Origin of the sequence: uncultured Paraglaciecola sp., assembly GCF_937123705.1 — a bacterium.
Classification (GTDB): domain Bacteria; phylum Pseudomonadota; class Gammaproteobacteria; order Enterobacterales; family Alteromonadaceae; genus Paraglaciecola.
The window spans coordinates 101,360-121,875 of the sequence record NZ_CAKZKO010000038.1 but is presented as its reverse complement, the minus strand read 5'-3'; the positions used below and the strand labels follow the sequence as shown (position 1 = coordinate 121,875).

16 protein-coding genes are annotated in these 20,516 nt (G+C 41.3%); 13 read left to right on the top strand and 3 right to left on the bottom strand.

All coding sequences use genetic code 11. The features are described 5' to 3' along the window. Positions 1-177 precede the first annotated feature (177 nt). From Q0688_RS06770 to Q0688_RS06750, 5 genes are read left to right on the top strand one after another with little or no spacing between them, the layout of a single operon-like run. A complete protein-coding gene (locus Q0688_RS06770; protein ID WP_299074446.1) occupies positions 178-1,014 on the top strand; it encodes a MoxR family ATPase in 837 nt (278 codons plus the stop codon). Further along, on the top strand, positions 1,014-2,198 hold the full coding sequence (locus tag Q0688_RS06765; protein WP_299074444.1) for a hypothetical protein: 1,185 nt from the start codon (positions 1,014-1,016) through the stop codon (positions 2,196-2,198). The genes Q0688_RS06770 and Q0688_RS06765 overlap by 1 nt, the downstream gene beginning before the upstream one ends. A 10-nt stretch (positions 2,199-2,208) precedes the next feature. Beyond that, a complete protein-coding gene (locus tag Q0688_RS06760) occupies positions 2,209-3,096 on the top strand; it encodes an RDD family protein (protein ID WP_299074442.1) in 888 nt (295 codons plus the stop codon). Positions 3,097-3,100: 4 nt separating this feature from the next. Next, positions 3,101-4,102: an XdhC family protein gene (locus Q0688_RS06755; protein ID WP_299074439.1), complete on the top strand. Its 1,002-nt coding sequence runs from the start codon at positions 3,101-3,103 to the stop codon at positions 4,100-4,102. Continuing rightward, positions 4,095-4,685: a nucleotidyltransferase family protein gene (locus Q0688_RS06750; RefSeq protein WP_299074437.1), complete on the top strand. Its 591-nt coding sequence runs from the start codon at positions 4,095-4,097 to the stop codon at positions 4,683-4,685. Before Q0688_RS06755 ends, Q0688_RS06750 begins: the two co-directional genes overlap by 8 nt. A gap of 39 nt (positions 4,686-4,724) precedes the next feature. Here the strand turns inward: Q0688_RS06750 and Q0688_RS06745 are convergent, their stop codons facing one another. Beyond that, a complete protein-coding gene (locus Q0688_RS06745) occupies positions 4,725-6,806 on the bottom strand; it encodes a bifunctional diguanylate cyclase/phosphodiesterase (RefSeq protein ID WP_299074435.1) in 2,082 nt (693 codons plus the stop codon). A 301-nt stretch (positions 6,807-7,107) separates the two neighbouring features. On the opposite strand from Q0688_RS06745, the gene Q0688_RS06740 reads away from it, so the two are divergent. From Q0688_RS06740 to glnS, 3 genes are all read left to right on the top strand, one after another. Next, positions 7,108-7,683 (top strand): rhomboid family intramembrane serine protease, encoded by a 576-nt coding sequence (locus Q0688_RS06740; protein ID WP_367179782.1) that lies wholly within the window; start codon positions 7,108-7,110, stop codon positions 7,681-7,683. 8 nt (positions 7,684-7,691) lie between these two features. Then, positions 7,692-8,159, top strand: a complete 468-nt coding sequence (locus tag Q0688_RS06735) for a thioesterase family protein (RefSeq protein ID WP_299074431.1) — start codon at positions 7,692-7,694, stop codon at positions 8,157-8,159. A 119-nt stretch (positions 8,160-8,278) separates the two neighbouring features. Next, the gene (gene glnS, locus Q0688_RS06730; protein ID WP_299074429.1) at positions 8,279-9,946 is read left to right on the top strand and encodes a glutamine--tRNA ligase; all 1,668 of its coding nucleotides are present in this window, start codon (positions 8,279-8,281) and stop codon (positions 9,944-9,946) included. A gap of 59 nt (positions 9,947-10,005) precedes the next feature. Here glnS and Q0688_RS06725 read toward each other — a convergent pair whose 3' ends face one another. Beyond that, the gene (locus Q0688_RS06725; protein WP_299074427.1) at positions 10,006-10,749 is read right to left on the bottom strand and encodes a YciK family oxidoreductase; all 744 of its coding nucleotides are present in this window, start codon (positions 10,747-10,749) and stop codon (positions 10,006-10,008) included. A 186-nt stretch (positions 10,750-10,935) separates the two neighbouring features. On the opposite strand from Q0688_RS06725, the gene sohB reads away from it, so the two are divergent. Together sohB and Q0688_RS06715 are read left to right on the top strand one after the other, a co-directional pair. Continuing rightward, positions 10,936-11,973 carry a protease SohB gene (gene sohB, locus Q0688_RS06720; RefSeq protein WP_299074425.1) on the top strand — a complete coding sequence of 346 codons (1,038 nt, stop codon included), beginning with the start codon at positions 10,936-10,938 and terminating at the stop codon, positions 11,971-11,973. A 328-nt stretch (positions 11,974-12,301) separates the two neighbouring features. Further along, on the top strand, positions 12,302-14,881 hold the full coding sequence (locus tag Q0688_RS06715; protein WP_299074423.1) for a TonB-dependent siderophore receptor: 2,580 nt from the start codon (positions 12,302-12,304) through the stop codon (positions 14,879-14,881). A 62-nt stretch (positions 14,882-14,943) separates the two neighbouring features. Here Q0688_RS06715 and Q0688_RS06710 read toward each other — a convergent pair whose 3' ends face one another. Continuing rightward, positions 14,944-16,776 (bottom strand): M2 family metallopeptidase, encoded by a 1,833-nt coding sequence (locus Q0688_RS06710; RefSeq protein WP_299074421.1) that lies wholly within the window; start codon positions 16,774-16,776, stop codon positions 14,944-14,946. Between the two features lie 269 nt (positions 16,777-17,045). Between Q0688_RS06710 and Q0688_RS06705 the strand changes: the two genes are divergently transcribed. The 3 genes from Q0688_RS06705 to Q0688_RS06695 are packed head-to-tail and all read left to right on the top strand — an operon-like array spanning position 17,046 to position 20,442. After that, positions 17,046-18,230: a thiamine pyrophosphate-dependent dehydrogenase E1 component subunit alpha gene (locus Q0688_RS06705; protein WP_299074419.1), complete on the top strand. Its 1,185-nt coding sequence runs from the start codon at positions 17,046-17,048 to the stop codon at positions 18,228-18,230. Between the two features lies 1 nt (position 18,231). Continuing rightward, positions 18,232-19,209, top strand: a complete 978-nt coding sequence (locus Q0688_RS06700) for a transketolase C-terminal domain-containing protein (RefSeq protein ID WP_299074417.1) — start codon at positions 18,232-18,234, stop codon at positions 19,207-19,209. A gap of 9 nt (positions 19,210-19,218) precedes the next feature. Next, positions 19,219-20,442 (top strand): 2-oxo acid dehydrogenase subunit E2, encoded by a 1,224-nt coding sequence (locus Q0688_RS06695; protein ID WP_299074415.1) that lies wholly within the window; start codon positions 19,219-19,221, stop codon positions 20,440-20,442. The last annotated feature ends 74 nt before the right edge of the window (positions 20,443-20,516 follow it).

Here is a 20,516-nt window from a genome sequence, read left to right as displayed (position 1 = left end):
TGTTATTTCTCTCTATATATATACAACAATGAGCCCTATAAATATTATTGATACATAAAGACTATAAAACTGTTTTATCATAATGGCATTCTTTGTAACAGATAAGGGTGAAGTACTCAATTTAACGAGTTTTTTCGCTATATCTTATGGTTAAATTAAAAAGGTTTGGAATTTTACATGGCGTTTAATGGGACAGAAAAATATATTGCTGGTCGTGAATTGCAGCTTGCTGTTAATGCGGCTATCACCTTAGAAAAACCACTTTTAATAAAAGGCGAACCAGGTACAGGTAAAACCATGTTGGCAGAAGAGCTGGCAAAAAGCTTAGATGCCAACTTAATACAGTGGCATATCAAGTCCACTACAAAAGCACAACAAGGGCTATATGAATACGATGCGGTTTCTCGCTTACGTGACTCGCAATTAGGTGACGAGAAAGTCCATGATATTGGCAACTACATTGTAAAAGGTAAATTATGGCAGGCCTTTGAATCAGAAAAACGTAGTATTTTATTGATAGATGAAATAGACAAAGCGGATATCGAGTTTCCGAATGATTTATTGTTAGAGATCGATAAAATGGAGTTTTTTGTTTATGAAACTCAGCAAGTTGTTAAAGCTAAACAACGCCCAATAGTGATTATTACTTCTAACAATGAAAAAGAACTACCAGATGCGTTTTTACGCCGTTGTTTCTTTCACTATATTCAATTTCCTGATGCTGACGAAATGCGACAAATTGTTGATGTACATTTTCCCGACATTAAAAAAGTGTTGCTTAATCAAGCATTACAATCCTTTTTTGATTTGCGAGACGTGCCTGGTTTACGTAAAAAACCATCAACCTCAGAGTTGTTAGACTGGTTGAAGTTATTGGTTGCGGAAGATATCCCACCGGAAGCACTACAGAACAAAGATGGTAAACAAAGCATTCCTCCGCTTTATGGAGCGCTATTAAAAAATGAACAAGATATTCACTTGTTCGAAAAATTGGTCTTTATGGCGCGTCGTTAATGTTAGTTGATTTCTTTTTTAAACTTAGAGAATACCGCCTGAAGGTCAGTCTACGAGAACTTTTAGACTTACTGAATGCCCTAGAGAAAGGTGTGATTTTTGCCAGTATTGATGACTTTTATATAATAGCCAAAATGATGTTGGTAAAAGATGAGAGCCAATTTGATAAATTCGACAGGGCGTTTGCTGATTATTTTGAAGGTGTACAAAGTCTTGATCTATTTGGTAAGGATATTCCTGAAGAATGGTTGAGAAATGCTTTAGAAAAGCATTTTAGTGAAGAAGAAAAAGCCCAAATAAAGGCTTTGGGTGGCCTTGAAGAGTTGATGAAAACCCTAAAAGAACGTTTAGCCGAGCAAGAAAAACGCCACCAAGGTGGTAATAAGTGGATTGGTACTGGCGGCACATCCCCCTTTGGGGCCAATGGATACAATCCTGAAGGTGTGCGTATTGGTCAAGAAGGCAATCGCAATTTTTCTGCCGCTAAGGTTTGGGACAAACGAGAGTTCAAAAACCTTGCAGGTGATGTTGAGCTGGGCACCCGTAACATTAAAGTCGCATTGCGAAAATTACGAAAATTTGCCCGCACCGGTGCGACAGAAGAGCTTGACATGCCTACCACTATAGGTGCTACCGCTAAAAATGCCGGCTTTTTAGATATTCATATGGCTCAAGAGCGCCATAACGCAGTTAAAGTCTTGATGTTTTTTGATGTAGGCGGTTCGATGGATGCTCATATTAAAGAGTGCGAAGAGTTGTTTTCTGCAGTCCATACTGAATTTAAGTACCTTGAATACTTTTATTTTCATAATTGTGTGTACGAAGGGGTGTGGAAAGATAATAAAAGGCGCGACCGAGAGGTGATCCCTATTGCGAATATCATTCATAAATATGGCGCCGACTACAAACTGATATTTGTAGGGGACGCCACTATGGGGCCGTACGAAATTACTTATCCAGGCGGCAGCGTAGAACATTGGAACGAAGAAGCCGGATCAGTGTGGATGCAACGTTTACTTAATCATTTTGAACATGCAATATGGCTTAACCCCCAGTTAAGTCAGTATTGGAACTATTATGCTTCTATTAGCATAATGAAAGAACTGATGACTGAGAGAATGTTTCCCCTCACGTTAGACGGAATAGGAGAGGGAATTAAAAGTCTAACTAAAAGAGGTGGATAAAAAGTCGTTTATGGTGAAGCTCACAGAGGTACAAACTCGTCAGATAGACGTTCAACCAGCCCTAAGTGCAGAGTCTGCCCCCCCAGACTCTAACAATCAGAATACCCATTTAAGCCGCAATGAAACCCGGCAGATTGTGACGCCCTATGCATTTTTTGTGGCAGACGATTTGTTAGGTACGCCTTTAGCTGGGCCATTTCGTCGAGGGTTTGGCATGTTAATCGATTTGATTTTTGTCAGTCTTTTGACTCAAGTCAGTGGCTGGATATTGGCTGCGGTGGCCGCTTGGACATTTTTTAAGGCAGGTAATCGCTTAAAGGTTAAAAAACGCTTCAATGGGGCGCGCATTATTCTAAGAATGTTGGTGGCTGTCATGCTGTTTGTGGTTGTTATAGGAGTAGTTGAAGAGTTTAACCATGAAAGTCCTGAAAATTATGACTCAGTCGATATGGTTATCAATTATGAACCGGAAGCAGAAGAAATCGAACAAACTGCTCAAACACGAGTAAGCGACAATCCTGAAGACTCGGACTCAGAGTCTGAGTCAAACTCAAAGGGTATTCTAAATAGGCTAGAAAACTTGGCTGATGAGCTGGGGTTAGGATTTGGTTGGGCCATTTTCTATTTCAGTATATTTACCGCTTGGTGGGAAGGGCAAACACCTGGAAAGAAACTATTAGGCATGAAAGTCATAAAACTCGATAACTCGCCATTAAATTTATGGGAGAGTTTTGGACGCTACGGTGGGTATGCCGCGGGTTTAGCTACAGGTTTAATGGGATTTTTACAGGTGTTTTGGGATCCCAATCGACAAGCAATTCAAGATAAAATTTCCGAGACACTAGTCATTAATATTCGCAAACCAAAAATTCAATTTTCCTCAGAAAGAGTCGAATAATTCTATGGCAAATAGGATCAGTCAATTACTTCATCATTGGTCTGCGGATCGTGATAACCACCTTTGGGTACTGGCCACCATTATTGAAACCGACGGTTCATCCTATCGTAAAGCCGGTGCCATGATGTTAATCAACGACTTAGGGCAATATTTTGGTTTGTTGAGCGGCGGATGTTTAGAATCTGACATTATGCGCCAAGCAAGGCGCTGTTGGGATAATCAAAAGAACCGCATTGTTGAATACGATATGCGCGAAGAAGAAGATCTTGCATGGCAATTAGGCATTGGTTGCGGCGGCATGGTGAGGATCTTGTTACAACCAGTTAATATCGAAAATGACTATTTAAAGCTGGATGAAATAGCAGGCTTTTTAGCTAAGCGCCAGCCAATCGAATATCAGCAACAAATTAATGAGGATAAGCCCAATAACATTATCCAGCCCTTTGTTAAAAAAATGACCGCCAAGATCAAGCAACAAGGTGAGAAGCAGGTTTTTACTCAAACATTAGCTGCCGCGCCACTTGTTGCCATATTTGGAGCTGGGGTGGATGCAAAACCCGTGGTGGCAATAGCTGCAGAATTGGGTTGGGACGTCATATTAGTTGATCCTAGAATGGGGTATGCCAAACCGGAATATTTTGTTAAGGCTCAGCTCATCATACGCCAGCCAATTAAGGAGCTGGAAACGGCTAGTTGGTTACAGCAAATCGACGTAGCATTGGTGCTTACGCACAATATTAAACTCGATGCCGAGGCTTTAGATGTGTTGCAAAACAGCAGCGCTAAATATGTCGGGCTTCTTGGACCGAATCATCGAACCGACAGAGTATTACAACATGCTGACTTAACCTATGATTGTCTATCTCTACCTTTAGCTAACCCAGTAGGGTTGAGGTTAGGGGGGGAATTACCCGAATCTATTGCCTTATCAATGTTAGCCGAAGCCCATGCGGTGTTAGAGCAAACCGATGCTTTATCTCTAAGTGGTGTAATAGGAAGTGAGTAGCACCAAAACAGAACTATTGTTATTGGCCGCAGGCCAAAGTGCGCGCTTTGCTGGGATCAAGCAATTAGCAGAAATTAACGGGCAACCGATGATTTGCCATTGTTTGTCGAAATTTAGGCAAGGTAATGAGTGGATGGTTGGTTTGGCTAATGGTCACGTGGTACTCGGTGCCAATATCGAAGTGATCATCAAGGTTTTGCCGAAAACTATCTCGACCTTTTTTGCTCAGAGTTGGCAACAAGGAATAGGCCATTCATTGGCCGAGTCTATTCAAGTGTTATCTGCGCAAACGACTCATGTATTAGTGGGATTAGCCGACCAGATTAATATTACTCAGAGTCAAATAGAACAATTATTGGCTACGTCTAAGCAAAACCCCCAATTAATTATTGCTGCAAAATATAACCAAAGTTTAGGCGTGCCGGCAATATTTCCCCGAACCTATTTTTCTCAATTAGCCAGTTTAGAAGGGGATAGAGGGGCAAGGTTATTGCTTCGAAAATATCCACAGCAGACTATAAGTATTTGTATGCCAGAAGCCGCTTTTGATATTGATACACGGCACGATCTTAACAATATTTAACGCAAGTTTTTCATTATAGTAAACGGGTAAGTATTGTGTTTAAGAGTAAAACTGTGTCGAAAAATCTAAAAGTTGGTTTTTGGGTAAAGGTTTACTTAGATAAAAACCTTGTACAAACTCGCAACCTAAATCATCTAAAAGGCTAAGCTGCTGCTTGGTTTCAACGCCTTCGGCAATGACTGACAACCCTAAGCTATGTGACATAGCAATTGTAGCCTTTACTAGATCACAATCAGCCTTATTTTCGGTAATGCCACTAATAAAACTGCGATCTATTTTTAATACATCGAAGGAATATTGTCTTAGATAACTTATTGATGAATAACCCGTGCCAAAATCATCCATGGCAATTTTGATACCTAATGCTTTTATCTGTGCCAATGCATCGTAAATATATGATTGCCCGGTCATTAGTACCCCTTCAGTGATTTCTAATTCCAAACTTTCGGGAGTAATTCTCTCTTTAACTAGGGCTTCCTTGATAAAGTCGATTAGCCCTATATCTCGAAATTGCCGTGGCGATAAATTAACTGACATAGTGTAAGTGTGTTGTTGAGTGTCTTGCCACTTACTTAAAAAGTTTAGTGCTTGAGCAATGACAAATTGGCCTATAGGTACAATGAGTCCAGTATGTTCAGCGATGGGAATAAACTCTTCTGGTGATACATGACCTAAGTTGGGGTTATGCCATCGCAATAATGCCTCAGCGCCAATCATTGTTTTGTTTTTCACATCAAATTGAGGTTGGTAAAACACCTCGAATTCATGTCGCTCTAACGCGCTGCGCATTTGCTCTTCTATTTGTAAGCGTCTTTGCATCATGATGTTCATTTCTGGGGTGAAAAATGAATAAGTATTGCGGCCCATATTCTTTGCTTGATACATGGCCGTATCAGCATTGCGTAACAAATCTGAAGGGCTTTCTCCGTCGTCTGGGTATAAAGCTACACCTATACTTATGGTAAGCATAAGTTGTTTGTCATCGATGCTAAAAGGCTTTCTAAAGTTTTTCAGTAGGTTTTCAGCTATGGCTAAAAGGTTTTGATGGCTCCCCAAATCACTAATTAATACTATAAATTCGTCGCCACCTAAGCGGCCAACTGTATCTTGTTCTCGTAATGATTGCTGCAGTCTATTGGAAGCTTGTACTAATAATGTGTCGCCTATCTCATGCCCTAATGAATCGTTAACCTTCTTAAAGTCGTCTATATCCACAAAAAGTACCGCGCTTGTTTCGCTATTTCTTTTGGCCTCAATTAGCATTTGAGACAGGCGATCTAGTGCTAAGGCTCGATTCGGTAATGAGGTTAAATTATCAAAATATGCTTGATGGCGAATAAGCTCCGCGGATTTATGTTGTTCTGTGATATCACGAATAATAACAACAACCTGATTGTATTTAGATAAATGGCTCATTCTTGCTTCGAAATGGGTCACACCATGGGGTAAAGTTAGATCATATTCAAAGCTAACCATTTCTGTTTTCTGCTTTAGTTTTTCAATATTTACTTTAAATTCTTTGGCGACATTTAAAGGGATAACATCGGCCATGTTCTTGCCTACAAAGTGCTCGGGCGAGACAAGTAAGTTCTTAAGGTTACTCGCGTGATAGTCAACGATAGTGCCGTTGTAATCCATTAAGAAAAACAAATCGGGTATTGCTTCAAATATGCTCTCTAGCATATGTTCTTTGAAGATAACTTGCGCTTGAGCCTGCTTTACTTCTGTTAAATCAACATCAATACAATACATTTGTTTGGTATTAAATTGATTGGTAAACATCACGTGACTAGAAAATACTGAAACGTCGCTACCATCTTTATGGCGTAGTGTAATATCTGACGCAGGGATTTCTATATCTTTGTTGAGCCAGTCTGAATGGGAAGTAATGACAAATTCTTTGACAGGATCGGGGATAATGAGATCTTCTAACTTTTGTCCTGACGCTTCTTCTTGGGTGTAGCCATAGAGTATTTCGCTACCTTCATTCCAATAGATGACTCTTCGCTCTTCATCGTACCCTTGTACCGAAATAGCCTTGATGGAATCAAATAGTTGGTGTAATGGGTCATTGAGAATATATTGATGCTTTAGCGTGTTCTCAGCCTTGTTTGAAGTCATATGCAGTGAGATCCAAAAATAAATACTCAAACTTGATAATAAGCTGAATCAAAAAAATTATCACCCTAAGCATTAATAATATAGGGGTTTTTAACTAGTTAATACTAAAAACCTGCTAGTTCACAGCGCAAAGGACTGATTACAATTCTACCCCCTTTAAAAAATTGTAACCCTACCCAATATCCTTTGTATGAAACAAAATAAACGGTTATCTCTAAGTATTTTTTATTCATCACTAGCAATAAGTTTGCTGTGGTGTATTAAATCTGCCGAAGTCCTATTTTCTTGGGATCTATCATTTATGGGCCTAGTGCCATTAGAATTAGGCGGAATGCTGGGAATTCTCACGGCACCACTGATTCATGGCTCATTTGAACATATTTTTAACAACACCTTTGCCATTCTAATTTTGGCGAGCTTTTTATATTACGGTTATCCCAAGTCTTGGTGGAAAGTAATCGGTTTTATTTGGGTATTATCAGGAATAGGCGTGTGGTTGTTTGCCAGACTTGCCAATCATATCGGTGCTAGTGGCCTCACCCATGGATTGTTCTTCTTTTTGTTTGTTGCCAGTATATTTCGCCGAGACAAGAGTTCTGTGGGTATTATGATGATTGCGTTTTTACTATATGGAGGTATGACTATGACGATTTTTCCTAGGGAAGAAGGGATCTCCTTTGAATACCACTTTTTTGGCGCAGTGGCAGGTATTATCGCCGCAGTTATATGGCGAGATAGCGATCCTAAACCAGTAGAGAAAACCTACGATTGGGAACAACCAGACGAGGACTTTGATCAGGGTATTGACTCCGACATAGGTGAACAATGGAAAATTAGTGAAGAATCAAAGCTCAATAATCAATCCAGACTAGATTAAGGTAAATCATGGCTCAAACAATATCGACGAACCAGACTCCGTTCACATTGCTATTGCGCGTGCGCTATGGTGAATGTGATGCGCAGCAAGTGGTGTTTAATGCAAGGTATGCTGACTATATTGACATTGCGATGACTGAATATTTCAGAGTGGCTGTCGGTGGTTTTCAAGGGTTACTCGAAAAAGAGTTAGACAATCAGGTGGTTAGTTTACATATCGATTGGTTTGCATCTGCTGTTTTTGATGATGTGCTAGCCATTAATGTTTCGACTCAAAGGGTGGGGAACACTTCTTATAGTTTTGATGTGTTAATTAGGGACGCAAAAACCCAAAAAGTTCTGGCTAAATGCGCCATAACTTATGTGATGGTTGACACTCAAAACTATCAAAAGACGCCCGTACCACTATGGTTACGAGAGAAATTGAACGCCGACACTCAATATCCGCTCATTGATCAAGCAGGAGTATCTGCCTAGTTGGTCTGCCAAGGGCTACTTTAATTAACTTAGCGGCCAATAAAAACCTTATCTTGAAATTTGATACTGGTATAATGCCGCGCTTTATTATTCAATAACTTTACCAAGAGGGTGCATTAATGGCCGAGACTGACAGTCGCCCGTCCAATTTTATTCGTCAAATTATCGATAAAGATATTAGCCAAGGTTTACACACTAATATTCAGACGCGTTTTCCCCCCGAGCCAAATGGTTATCTACATATAGGTCATGCTAAGTCGATTTGTCTTAATTTTGGTATAGCCGAAGATTATAACGGCCAATGTAACCTTAGATTTGATGACACTAACCCTGAAAAAGAAGATATTGATTACGTAAATGCCATTCAACAAGACGTGTCTTGGTTAGGCTTTGACTGGCATGGTGAGGTGCGCTATTCGTCAAACTATTTCGATCAACTCCATGGTTTTGCTGTTGAACTGATCAACAAAGGTTTAGCTTATGTGGATTTTTCAAGCCAAGAAAAAATGCGAGAATTACGGGGCACATTAACAGAGCCGGGTAAAAACAGTCCGTATCGAGATACTTCTGTCAGCGAGAACTTAGCCTTATTTGAAAAAATGCGTAACGGCGAGTTTAAAGAGGGTGAGTGCCTGCTAAGAGCAAAAATAGACATGAGCTCGGACTTTATGTGTATGCGCGATCCCGCTTTATACAGAGTACGATTTGCCCACCATCATCAAACAGGTGATAAGTGGTGTATTTATCCCATGTACGATTTTACTCACTGTATATCGGATGCCATTGAAGGCATTACCCATTCGTTGTGCACCTTGGAGTTCCAAGACAACAGACGTTTGTATGATTGGGTGCTGAGCCATATCACTATTGATACCACGCCCCATCAGTATGAATTTTCTCGATTAAATCTTGAATACACAGTTTTAAGTAAACGTAAATTAATTCAATTGGTAGAAGAAAACCATGTCAATGGTTGGGACGACCCGCGCATGCCAACTATTGCTGGTTTGCAGCGAAGAGGGTACACCTCGGCTTCGGTACGGGAGTTTTGTAAGCGTATTGGTGTAACCAAAATGGATAACATGGTTGAAATGTCAATGCTTGAGGCCTGTTTAAGAGAAGAACTAAACAGCAGTGCCCCAAGAGCCATGGCAGTACTCGAACCTTTAAAAATAGTGATTGAAAACTATGGCGATGAAGAGGTTGAAAATTTAACCGCAGCCAATCATCCCTCAGACGAAACCATGGGCTCCCGAAGCGTGCCTTTTAGCAAAGAAATCTATATCGAAGCAGAAGATTTCAAAGAGGAAGCCAATAAAAAGTTCAAACGCTTAGTGCTAGGCAAAGAAGTGCGTTTACGCAATGCCTATGTGATTAAAGCCGAGCGCGTTGAAAAAGACCAGCAAGGCAATATTACCACTGTATTTTGTAGCTACGACAAAGATACCTTAGGTAAAGATCCCGCCGATGGCCGTAAAGTCAAAGGGGTGATCCACTGGGTGTCGGCGTCTCGTGGCGTAAACGCTGAAATTCGTTTGTATGACAGACTATTTAGTGTACCTAATCCAGCTGGCGCCGAAGACTTTTTAGGGAGCATAAACCCTGATTCATTAGTGATTAAGCAAGGTGTGGTTGAGCCAAGCCTGATAGACGCAGAGCTGCAAGCGCCGATGCAATTTGAAAGAACGGGGTATTTTTGCAAAGACAAAGATAGCCAAGATAACAAATTAGTGTTTAATCGAGCGGTGGGATTGCGGGATACCTGGGCAAAAATGGATCAGGCGTAAAGCTGGCAATAAAGGCAACAATAAACCGGACTTAGCGTCCGGTTTATTGTTTTAAAGCTTTATTTGGGCTGAGCGTCGAAAGTTTGGCCGGTTTCTGTACTGGCTTCGTTGTCCATCAGATACAAATACAAAGGCATAATTTCTGCTGGGGTTTTTAGGTGGTCGGCATTTTCAGCCGGAAAAGCCTTAGCGCGCATGGCGGTTTTGGTGCCGCCAGGGTTAATACAATTAAACCTAATGCTGCTGTTATCAAACTCATCAGCCAACACCTGCATCATACCTTGGGTAGCAAATTTAGAGATAGAGTAAGGACCCCAATAGGCTCTTCCTTGTAACCCAACACTGGACGTAGTGAATATAACCGAAGCATAAGGGGCCTTTTTTAATATGGGCAATAAGGCTTGGGTCATTAAAAATTGACTGGTGACATTCACTTGCAACACATCTTGCCAATCTTTTTCACTGATCTGTGCAAAAGGGCCTAAGTGCCCTAATACACTGGCGTTATGCAACAGTCCATCTAAGCAACCAAATTGATCGCTAATGGTATTCGCCATATCCCGGTAATGCTGCGCAGTGGCCCCTTTTAAATCCAATGGCACTATGCCAGGTTCATTACCACCATTATTGACTATTTCGTCGTAAACACTTTCTAATTTGGCAACGGTTTTGCCCAATAAAATAACGGTTGCGCCGTGTTTGCCGTAGTGTAAGGCCGCTTGTTTGCCTATGCCGTCGCCAGCACCTGTAACCAGTATGGTTTTATTATCTAAATAACGTTTAGGGGGAATATAGTTTTGCATGGTAAACATCTAATGAAATCAATCACTAAATGGTAGCATTTTAGTCCTTAAGTAAGAAAGCCATAGATGCACAATCATCCACTATTATGATAAATTTGTGTAACTTATGGAGAGTCACTGAAAACGGCTTTAATTTAGGGTTTTTATCCCCATATCACTCGAAACAGATTTTAGGAGTAAACTCGATTGGAATTTTTATACGAATATGGATTATTTATCGCTAAAGCGGTGACAATAGTTGTGGCCATTCTTTTAGTCGTTGGTGGCATTATTGCTTTGGCTAGCAAACAAAAACCAGGTAAAGGTCACCTAGAAATAAGTTCTTTGACCGACAAGTTGGAGTCGGTTACGGAATTTGCTAGAGGTGAACTGTTAGACAAAGATGAACTCAAGCAATTTCATAAAGAGCAAAAGAAAGCACTAAAGGCCAAAAAGAAAGAACAAAAGAATAATGAAACCGATGAGTCCCAAAACGGCCAGCTTTTCGTGATCGACTTTTCAGGTTCGATGGATGCCCACGAAGTCGACTACCTACGTGAAGAAATCACCGCTATTTTATGCGTAGCTAAAAAAGAAGACGAAGTTTTAATTAGACTAGAAAGTGGCGGTGGTGTGGTACATGGGTATGGATTGGCGGCATCGCAATTACAACGTATCAAGGATAAAGGTATAAAACTCACCATTTCTGTGGATAAAGTTGCGGCAAGTGGCGGTTATATGATGGCCTGTGTGGCTGATCAGGTGTTAGCGGCCAAGTTTGCCATCATTGGTTCAATTGGGGTGATTGCGCAATTGCCAAACTTCAATAAATTGTTGAAGAAAAGTAATATCGATTTTGAACAACACACAGCCGGCGAATTTAAGCGTACTTTGACTATGTTTGGTGAGAACAGCGATCAAGGACGTGAGAAATTTAAAGCCGAATTGGAAGATGTACATCATATGTTCAAAGATTTCGTGCAATCCCAAAGGCCAGAGTTAGATATTGGCCAAGTTGCCACGGGTGAGTATTGGTATGGAATTAAAGCTAAAGATCTTGGATTGGTTGACACCATTCAAACCTCGGACGATTACATACTAGCTGCCAATGAAGACAAAAAAATCTTTACGGTTAAATATAGTATGAAAAAAAGCTTACCAGAAAGGTTAGGCTTAGCCGCAAGCATCTCAGTCGAGTCACTGCTGATGAAACTTTGGGGAAAAAGCGAAATGAACTTTCGCTAAAACCTGTGCTTGGAGAGGGTAGCGATTACCTTCTCTAGTTTTTTTCTTCCTCTTCTTCTTCCTCTTCCTCTTGTTATTCAAAATCAACTTAGTTCAGTTGCGGATATTAAAGCTGAATACGTATTAAATTAGCTTTTTAAATGTTAATAAAGTCGCCCAATTGTTAATAATTTGTTTGTTTTTAAGTCCTTGCGAGTATATAAATACTCTACGTCTTCAAATTGGTGGCGTGAATTAGGACACATATAGCACTTTATGGGGAAGTAGGATGTTATTTACTTTAACCATAATGCATCACAAAAATTAAATATTAAGCTGGGAAATAACAATGAAAACCTCAATCACTAAAATTGCGAAAAATATCCGCTATATTATTGCTGCCTCAGCGGCAGCCAGTGTGGTATCCGTTTCGCCTGTTTTTGCTCAAGAAGCAGATGCAAGCGCAGATGATGAATACGAAAAAATTGCCGTAGTTGGCTCACGCGCCGCGCCGCGGTCGGTCGCCGATTCGCCTGTACCAATTGATATTATCGGTGGTGATGAGCTATCTAAATCAGGTTCGGTTGATATGCTAGACATGTTAATCAGCGCCGTGCCTTCGTTTAACTCACGTTCACAACCTATTTCTGATGCGGCTACCTTAGTTAGACCTATTAATCTACGTGGCTTGTCATCAGACAGTACCTTGATTTTATTGAATGGAAAAAGGCGACATAAAGCAGCGGTTATTGCTTTCCAAGGTGGTGGTATCAATGACGGTGCCCAAGGCCCAGATATTTCGGTTATTCCAAGCTCTGCTTTAAAGCAAGTTGAAGTATTAAGAGATGGTGCGGCAGCTCAATACGGCTCTGACGCTATCGCCGGTGTTATGAACTTTGTTTTAAAAGACGATTCTGATGGTGGTTCGTTATCCATTAAACAAGGTGAGTATTTCGAAGGTGACGGTGACGCCACTATCATTGACGGCAATATTGGTTTGCCGGTCACAGATGACGGCTTTGTTAATCTAAGCTTTCAATTGAAAAACGCCGATGCCACTAGCCGTAGTGCACAACGTCCCGATGCCGCCGCTTTAATTGCTGCTGGAAACACTGCAGTGGGTGACCCCGCACAGATTTGGGGTAACCCAGAAATCAAAGATGATATTACTATTTTTGCTAATGCTGGCTTTGATTTAGGCGACGATAAAGAAGTCTATATGTTTGGTAACTATTCTGAACGTGATGCCATAGGTGGATTTTATTATCGTAACCCCCATAATCGTGGCAATGTGTATTCAATAGATGGCGGCGAAACATTATTAGTGGGCGATGTAGCTCAGTCTCAAGGCGCAGACCGTACTTGTGGAGTGGTTCCAGCAAATGTACCCAATGTGCTTGTAACCGATGCTTATCAAGCTATGGTGGCTGATCCAAACTGTTTCTCTATGAACCAAATAATGCCTGGAGGCTATACACCTGCATTTGGTGGCACCATTAACGATACGTCCTTCACTATTGGTTCTAAAGGCGAGTTTAAAGACGGGTTCTTAGAAGATGTGATGTATGATGTAAGTGGCTCTATCGGTAAAAGTGATGCGTCTTACAATCTTACCAATACACTTAATCCATCTCTAGGTTTAAGTACACCTACGGAATTTGATACCGGCTCTTATATTCAAACTGAAAAGACCTTTAACTTAGACCTAGTAAAAGGTGTTGATGCTGGCTTGTATGAGCCTATCAATGTGGCGGGTGGTTTTGAGTGGCGTGATGAGTCTTTTGAAATTATTGCAGGTGAAGAGAATTCTTGGTTAGCAGGCCCTTATGCTGATCAAGGCTTTAATATTGGCTCTCACGGGTTTAAAGGTTTTGGGCCTGAAGCAGAAGGTAAAAACAGCAGAAGCAATATTGCATTGTATATTGATGTTGAAGCCTATGTTACCGAAGACTTATTGTTGGGCGGTGCAATACGCTATGAAGATTTCTCTTCATTTGGTGATACCACTAACTATAAATTAACTGCGCAATACGCGGTTAACGATGAAATTTCTTTACGAGGCTCAACCAGTACTGGTTTCCGCGCCCCTACAGTAGGTCAGGCGAATGTAGTTAATACCGCTACTTCTATTGTGAACGGCGATCTTATTCAAAGTTTCACCGCACCTCCTACCGATCCATTAGCAGCCTTTTATGGTGGTAAAGAGCTCACGCCAGAAAATTCTACTAGCTTTGCATTAGGTGGCGTATATGAAAACGGCGACTTCTTTTTCACTATTGATTATTACAACATTGAAGTAGAAGACCGCATTACACAGTCAAGTCAAATTGATGTACTCCCAGAAGACTATGCTGAGCTTGAAGCTCTTGGGGTGCAAAATCCAGAATTAACATCTGCGGTGACCTACTTTGCTAACGATTTTGATACCACCACTGAAGGTGTGGATATAGTTGCTAATTATTCCATGGAATTATTTGATAGTGGTGATACTGATTTTGCCTTGGCCTTTAACTGGAATGAAACCACAGTTGATAAGCATAACCCAGAGACAACTGATGCGGGTAAAGTAAAACGTTTAGAAAAAGGTATGCCTAATTACCGTTCTACCTTTACTGTTTCGCAAAATTGGGATGCTGCAAGCATGTTCATTCGAGCGAATTATTTTGGTAGTTATTATGCAACCCATGCCGATGATACCAGTTTTGGATGGTCAGGTTTGGCAAGTGATGCAGTTACAATTGATTTAGAAGTAAATTACTTTGTGACCGATAGTATTACCATCACTGCTGGTGCTAATAATCTGCTTGATCAAAAAGCAGAAAAACTTAAACCTGATGCATATGCTGCAGTGGGTGGGGTTTACTACGAAAGTGGTCCGTTTGATTACAATGGTGGTTTCTACTACCTTAAAGCAACGTACAACTTCTAAGTGACATTAAAGTTACAAGCCTTGCCTTAATCGGCAAGGCTTTTTTTTATTCCTATTTTAGGTTAAAAACCGCAGCTTCTGCCTTGGTTTTGTTCATCTAACCATACTTTTAACGGTGCAAAATAGTCCAGTATGGCGCTGGCATCCATTTCACCTTTTCCGGTTAGCGTGGTTAACGCTTCTTGCCACGTTTTACTCTTACCCATTTCTAACATGTTATTTAAGGCTTCACCGGCTTTTTCGCTGCCGTAAATTGAGCAGCGGTGAATAGGATCGGTATTGCCAGATATCTCACATAAGGTTTTGTGAAATTGAAATTGCAAAATATGGGCTATGAAATAACGGGTATAAGGTGTATTTCCTGGTACATGGTACTTGGCACCAGGGTCAAAAGCGTCGGCATCGCGCTCGATTGGGGCCATTACTCCTTGGTATTTTTCTCTTAATTCCCACCATGCTTTATTATAATCGGCAGGTTTGACTTCGCCTGAAAACACTTTCCAGCGCCATTGATCAACCATTAAACCAAAGGGTACAAAAGCGATTTTATCCAATGCTAATTTTAATAACATTCCAATATCATTCGAAGCATCCGGGATACTGTCTACTAACCCAATTTCCTTGAGATATTTGGGAGTGATTGAAAGGGCTACGGTATCACCAATTGCTTCGTGGAAGCCATCGTTAGCTGACCCTCTATATAAAAGAGGTTGATCTTTGTAAGCGCGCTGATAGTAGTTATGCCCTAATTCATGATGAATTACCGCAAATTCTTCGCCGGTTTTTTGAATACACATTTTTATGCGTAAATCGTCTTTTTCATCAATATCCCAAGCGGAAGCGTGACAAACTACCTCACGATCATTAGGTTTACTAAACTGTGAGCGTTCCCAGAATGTTTCAGGTAACGGGGCAAATCCTAATGAAGAAAAGAACGATTCAGCCTGTTTTACCATCTTCACTTCATCATAATTATGCTCTGCTAAAGCCTCAGTTACATCAATGACATCTAACTCTTGTTTTGGTTTGACTAAGTCATAGACATTTCCCCAAGTTTGGGCCCACATGTTGCCAAGTAAATGGGCAGGTATAGGTTTGTCTTGTGGCACTTTGTCGATGCCATATTCATTACCTAATTCGGCGCGTACATGGCAGTGTAGCGCATCATAGAAAGGCTTGACTTGCCCCCATAATCTGTCTAGCTCAGTGGCAAACTCGGCGGCAGGCATATCATAGCCACCACGCCACAACTCGCTGATGTCGGCAAAGCCTAATTCTCTAGCGCCTTCATTGGCTAAGGTAACTTCTTCTTCATACAAAGCCTTCATGGGAGGGGATACTGTGCGCCAGCCTTGCCACATTTCAAGTAGTAATGCCTCATCTCGACTGGTTGACATAATGTTACTCATATCAGTTAAGCTCATGCAGTCATTATCGCTGCGGCAATATTTACCACTGCCATACATGCCTTCTAAATCTGAAGTAATTTGGGACAAGCGAGCAGATTTTTCAGGGGCCGCAGGAGCTGGCAAGACTAGGCTGTTACGCATTAAATCTAATTTACGGCGAGTATCTGCATCAACTTCTACCTTATTAAAATCTGCCGCTTGTTTGGCTAACAAGGAAGATAAACTGCCGTACTTTTCAGAGAAATAGGCTGACAGAGCTGCGGTATCTTGATTGATATGAGTTTGGTATACCCATGCCGCCTGCGCAGAGGGTAAACTCAGCTTGCCTAGTTTTTGTTGTGCTGTATCCACAAATTGTTTGGCATCATCGGCTGTGACCACTGGAGTTGACGCAGTAGGCTCAACAGAGGGAGTGTTTTGGTTACATGCTGTTAGACCAACAGATAGGGCTAACATTATGGCGCTTAACGGGTATGTTTTGGACATAGATTCCTCTTATTAATAGGGATAATTACGCAACTTAATTTACCGTAAAAAGAGCAAACTACAAAATAATGTATAAAAGCCCATCAGCTTTTCTGTAATAGGATATATATCATCTTTTTTTTATCAAAATAGTGCTTCTATTCTTTTATTGTTTGCTACCAATCTGAATTGGCAAGACCCAATTTTTAATATGCATCTACTATTAACAACATCATTACAATTAATAAACAAGCACTATTGTTGTGTTTGTGACAGTCATAGGTTGGTAAATGAAAGATAGAAATCATTTAGCTAATATTGGATTGGTTCATCAGGTAAGTATTATTGAAAACGGCCTGATTGATATTCCCATGCTACAAGTACTGCAACCAGATGGTACCTTGCATCCCGATGCAATATTGTCTGAAATGACCCAAGAAAAAGCCCATAAAATCCTGCAAACTATGGAATATATCAGGCTTTTAGATGAAAGAATGGTTGCTGCCCAGCGCCAAGGCAGGATCAGCTTTTATCTTGCCTGTACCGGAGAAGAAGCCTCGACCGTTGCCAGTGCTGCTGCACTTGAGCCACAAGATATGATCATGTCTCAATATCGCGAACAAGGCGCATTAGCATATCGAGGATTTAGCACCAAAGAATTTATGGATCAAATGTTCAGCAATCAAGACGAGTTGAACAAAGGTCGCCAAATGCCTATTCATTATGGCTCTAAAGCCTTGAATTTTATGACTATATCTTCACCTTTAGGCACTCAAATTCCTCAAGCAAGTGGTTATGCTTATGGTCAGAAAATGGCGGGACTAGACGCAATTACTATCTGTTACTTTGGTGAAGGTGCCGCATCTGAAGGCGACTTTCACGCAGGCCTTAATATGGCGGCAGTACTAAATTGCCCTGCTATTTTCTTCTGCCGTAATAACGGCTACGCAATCTCCACACCATCTGAAGAACAGTTTAAAGGTGATGGTATTGCTTCAAGAGGTTTAGGTTATGGTATTAGAACTATTCGCGTAGATGGTAACGATGTATTAGCCGTATACACCGCCACGCAAAAAGCTCGTGAGATTGCCGTGGCACAACAGTGCCCGGTGTTAATAGAAGCCATGACTTATAGATTAGCCGCTCATTCTACTTCAGACGACCCAACAAGCTACCGTTCAAAAGACGAAGAACAAGGTTGGCAATTAAAAGATCCAGTAATGCGCTTTAAGACTTGGATGCAGTCTAAAGGCTGGTTTGATGAGAAACAGAATCAGAGCTTTAAAGAGCAAAGCAGACAAGATATTCTACAAGCCTTAAAAGTAGCAGAACAAGTACCTATTTGCCCTGTAGATGAGATTATACAAGACGTTTACGATACGCCGCCTTGGCACTTGAAAGCGCAACTAGAAGAATTAAAGACACATATTGGCAAGTACCCAGATGCCTATCCAAAAACATCAGGGAGGCTGTAACATGGCTAAAATGAATATGCTACAGGCTGTAAATAATGCGCTTATAACAGCTATGAATGATGATGAGAAAGTCATGGTGTTTGGTGAAGACGTAGGGCATTTTGGTGGGGTGTTTAGAGCCACCAGTAACTTGCAGCAAACCTTTGGCAAAGGCCGTTGTTTTAATACGCCTTTAACCGAGCAAGGCATTATTGGTTTTGCTACTGGTCTTGCCTCACAAGGTTCTGTACCCGTTGCTGAAATTCAATTCGCCGATTATATATTTCCTGCTTTTGATCAAATTGTGAACGAAACGGCTAAATTTCGTTATCGTTCTGGCGGGCAGTTCTCTAGTGGAACGCTGACTATTCGCACCCCTTACGGCGGCGGCATTGCAGGTGGGCATTATCACTCTCAGTCGCCAGAAGCCTTTTTTGCCCATGTTCCCGGTTTGAAAGTGGTGATCCCGCGCAATCCTTATCAGGCTAAAGGTTTATTGTTGGAATCCATTCGTGATGATAATCCGGTGCTCTTTATGGAGCCTAAACGCCTTTATCGCTCTTCAGTAGGCGAGGTGCCAGAAGAAGATTACCAATTACCACTAGGTCAAGCTGATGTGGTGAAAGAAGGCACTGATATCACCTTATTGGCCTGGGGCGCCCAAGTAGAAATCATTGAAAAAGCCGCAGCTATGGCAGAAGAGCAAGGAATATCCTGTGAAATCATTGATTTACAAAGTATATTGCCTTGGGATGTAGAAACCGTTTGTCGTTCAGTTGAAAAAACTGGGCGCTTGTTGATCAATCACGAAGCGCCGCTTACCGCTGGTTTTGCTGGCGAAATTACTGCCACTGTTCAACAGAATTGTTTTCTGCACTTAGAGTCACCTATTTGCCGAGTATGTGGATTAGATACGCCGTATCCCTTGGCCCATGAGAAAGAATATATGCCAGATCATTTAAAAACCTTCGAAGCGATAAAACGCACAGTCAATTTTTAGGAGAAAAGTATGCAAGATTTTATTCTGCCTGATATTGGCGAAGGCATAGTGGAATGTGAAGTGGTTAAGTGGTTAGTCACCGAAGGCCAGAACATTCAAGAAGATCAACCTGTTGTAGAAGTCATGACCGATAAAGCCTTAGTCGAAATTCCGGCTAAGTATAGTGGTGTAGTGTCTAAGCTGTATTACGCAGAAGGGGATATCGCCAAGGTGCATTCTCCGTTATTTGCCATGGAGATCGCAGGAGAAACGCCAGCGGCGGCGGTAGCCACTCAAGAAGATACACCTGCACCTGAAACCAAGGCCCCTGAACCGGCAACAATGGCCTCTGACAATAGCGCCTCAGGCAAAGCGCTCGCCAGTCCTGCGGTTAGACGTTTAGCAAGAGAGCTAGACATAGACCTATCTCAGGTAGCCGGAAGTGGTGAAAAAGGCAGAGTACTAAAAGAAGATCTAACGGACAGTACCAGTGCAAGCAATCAAAGCGCTGCAGTGATTGCAACTAGATCAACGGCCCCTAAAGCAGGTGGAAAGCGCGTTGAACCTATTCGCGGCATTCAGGCAGCCATGGCGAAACACATGATGCATTCAGTTTTTACTGTGCCACATTTTAGTGTCAGTGAAGAAATTGAAATGGATAACCTGATTGCCGCTCGTGCGCAGCTTAAAGCCTCATTTGAAAAAGACGGCGTGAAACTCAGCTTTATGCCATTCTTTATCAAAGCCATGTCTTTGGCTTTGGAACAATTTCCAATCATCAATAGCCAAGTGAACGATGACTGCAGCGAAGTCACTTATTTCGATGACCACAATATTGGGGTCGCCGTAGATTCAAAAATTGGATTAGTGGTGCCTAATATTAAAGGGGTGCAGAACCTTTCGTTATTTGAAGTGGCCAAAAAGTCCAACGAGTTAGTAGACTTAGCCCGTCAAGGCAGATTAAGCAGTAATGACCTAAAAGGCGGGACCATTAGTATCTCTAATATTGGAGTATTAGGGGGAACCGTTGCCACACCTGTAATCAATGCCCCCGAGTCCGCTATTGTAGCATTAGGTAAGATGCAGCGTTTGCCAAGGTTTGATGAAAATGACCAAATTAAAGCCGTTAATATTATGCATGTGAGTTGGTCGGGCGATCATCGCATTATTGATGGGGCGACTATGGTAAGGTTTAACAACTTATGGAAATCCTATTTGGAAAATCCCATTACTATGTTGGCCGTAACCCGATAGTTTTTATAAAACCCGCTTACTGCGGGTTTATTTTTGCTTTAAGATCAGTGCTTATATCAATCCGTTTTATAAAG

Bases quoted from the DNA above. Each gene is read 5' to 3' on its own strand.
- Q0688_RS06705 (WP_299074419.1), top strand. From the start codon at position 17,046: ATGAAAGATAGAAATCATTTAGCTAATATTGGATTGGTTCATCAGGTA.
- Q0688_RS06745 (WP_299074435.1), bottom strand. From the start codon at position 6,806: ATGACTTCAAACAAGGCTGAGAACACGCTAAAGCATCAATATATTCTC.
- Q0688_RS06715 (WP_299074423.1), top strand. From the start codon at position 12,302: ATGAAAACCTCAATCACTAAAATTGCGAAAAATATCCGCTATATTATT.
- glnS (WP_299074429.1), top strand. From the start codon at position 8,279: ATGGCCGAGACTGACAGTCGCCCGTCCAATTTTATTCGTCAAATTATC.
- Q0688_RS06770 (WP_299074446.1), top strand. From the start codon at position 178: ATGGCGTTTAATGGGACAGAAAAATATATTGCTGGTCGTGAATTGCAG.
- Q0688_RS06700 (WP_299074417.1), top strand. From the start codon at position 18,232: ATGGCTAAAATGAATATGCTACAGGCTGTAAATAATGCGCTTATAACA.
- Q0688_RS06695 (WP_299074415.1), top strand. From the start codon at position 19,219: ATGCAAGATTTTATTCTGCCTGATATTGGCGAAGGCATAGTGGAATGT.
- Q0688_RS06710 (WP_299074421.1), bottom strand. From the start codon at position 16,776: ATGTCCAAAACATACCCGTTAAGCGCCATAATGTTAGCCCTATCTGTT.
- Q0688_RS06725 (WP_299074427.1), bottom strand. From the start codon at position 10,749: ATGCAAAACTATATTCCCCCTAAACGTTATTTAGATAATAAAACCATA.
- Q0688_RS06765 (WP_299074444.1), top strand. From the start codon at position 1,014: ATGTTAGTTGATTTCTTTTTTAAACTTAGAGAATACCGCCTGAAGGTC.
- Q0688_RS06760 (WP_299074442.1), top strand. From the start codon at position 2,209: ATGGTGAAGCTCACAGAGGTACAAACTCGTCAGATAGACGTTCAACCA.
- Q0688_RS06735 (WP_299074431.1), top strand. From the start codon at position 7,692: ATGGCTCAAACAATATCGACGAACCAGACTCCGTTCACATTGCTATTG.
- Q0688_RS06740 (WP_367179782.1), top strand. From the start codon at position 7,108: ATGGGCCTAGTGCCATTAGAATTAGGCGGAATGCTGGGAATTCTCACG.
- Q0688_RS06755 (WP_299074439.1), top strand. From the start codon at position 3,101: ATGGCAAATAGGATCAGTCAATTACTTCATCATTGGTCTGCGGATCGT.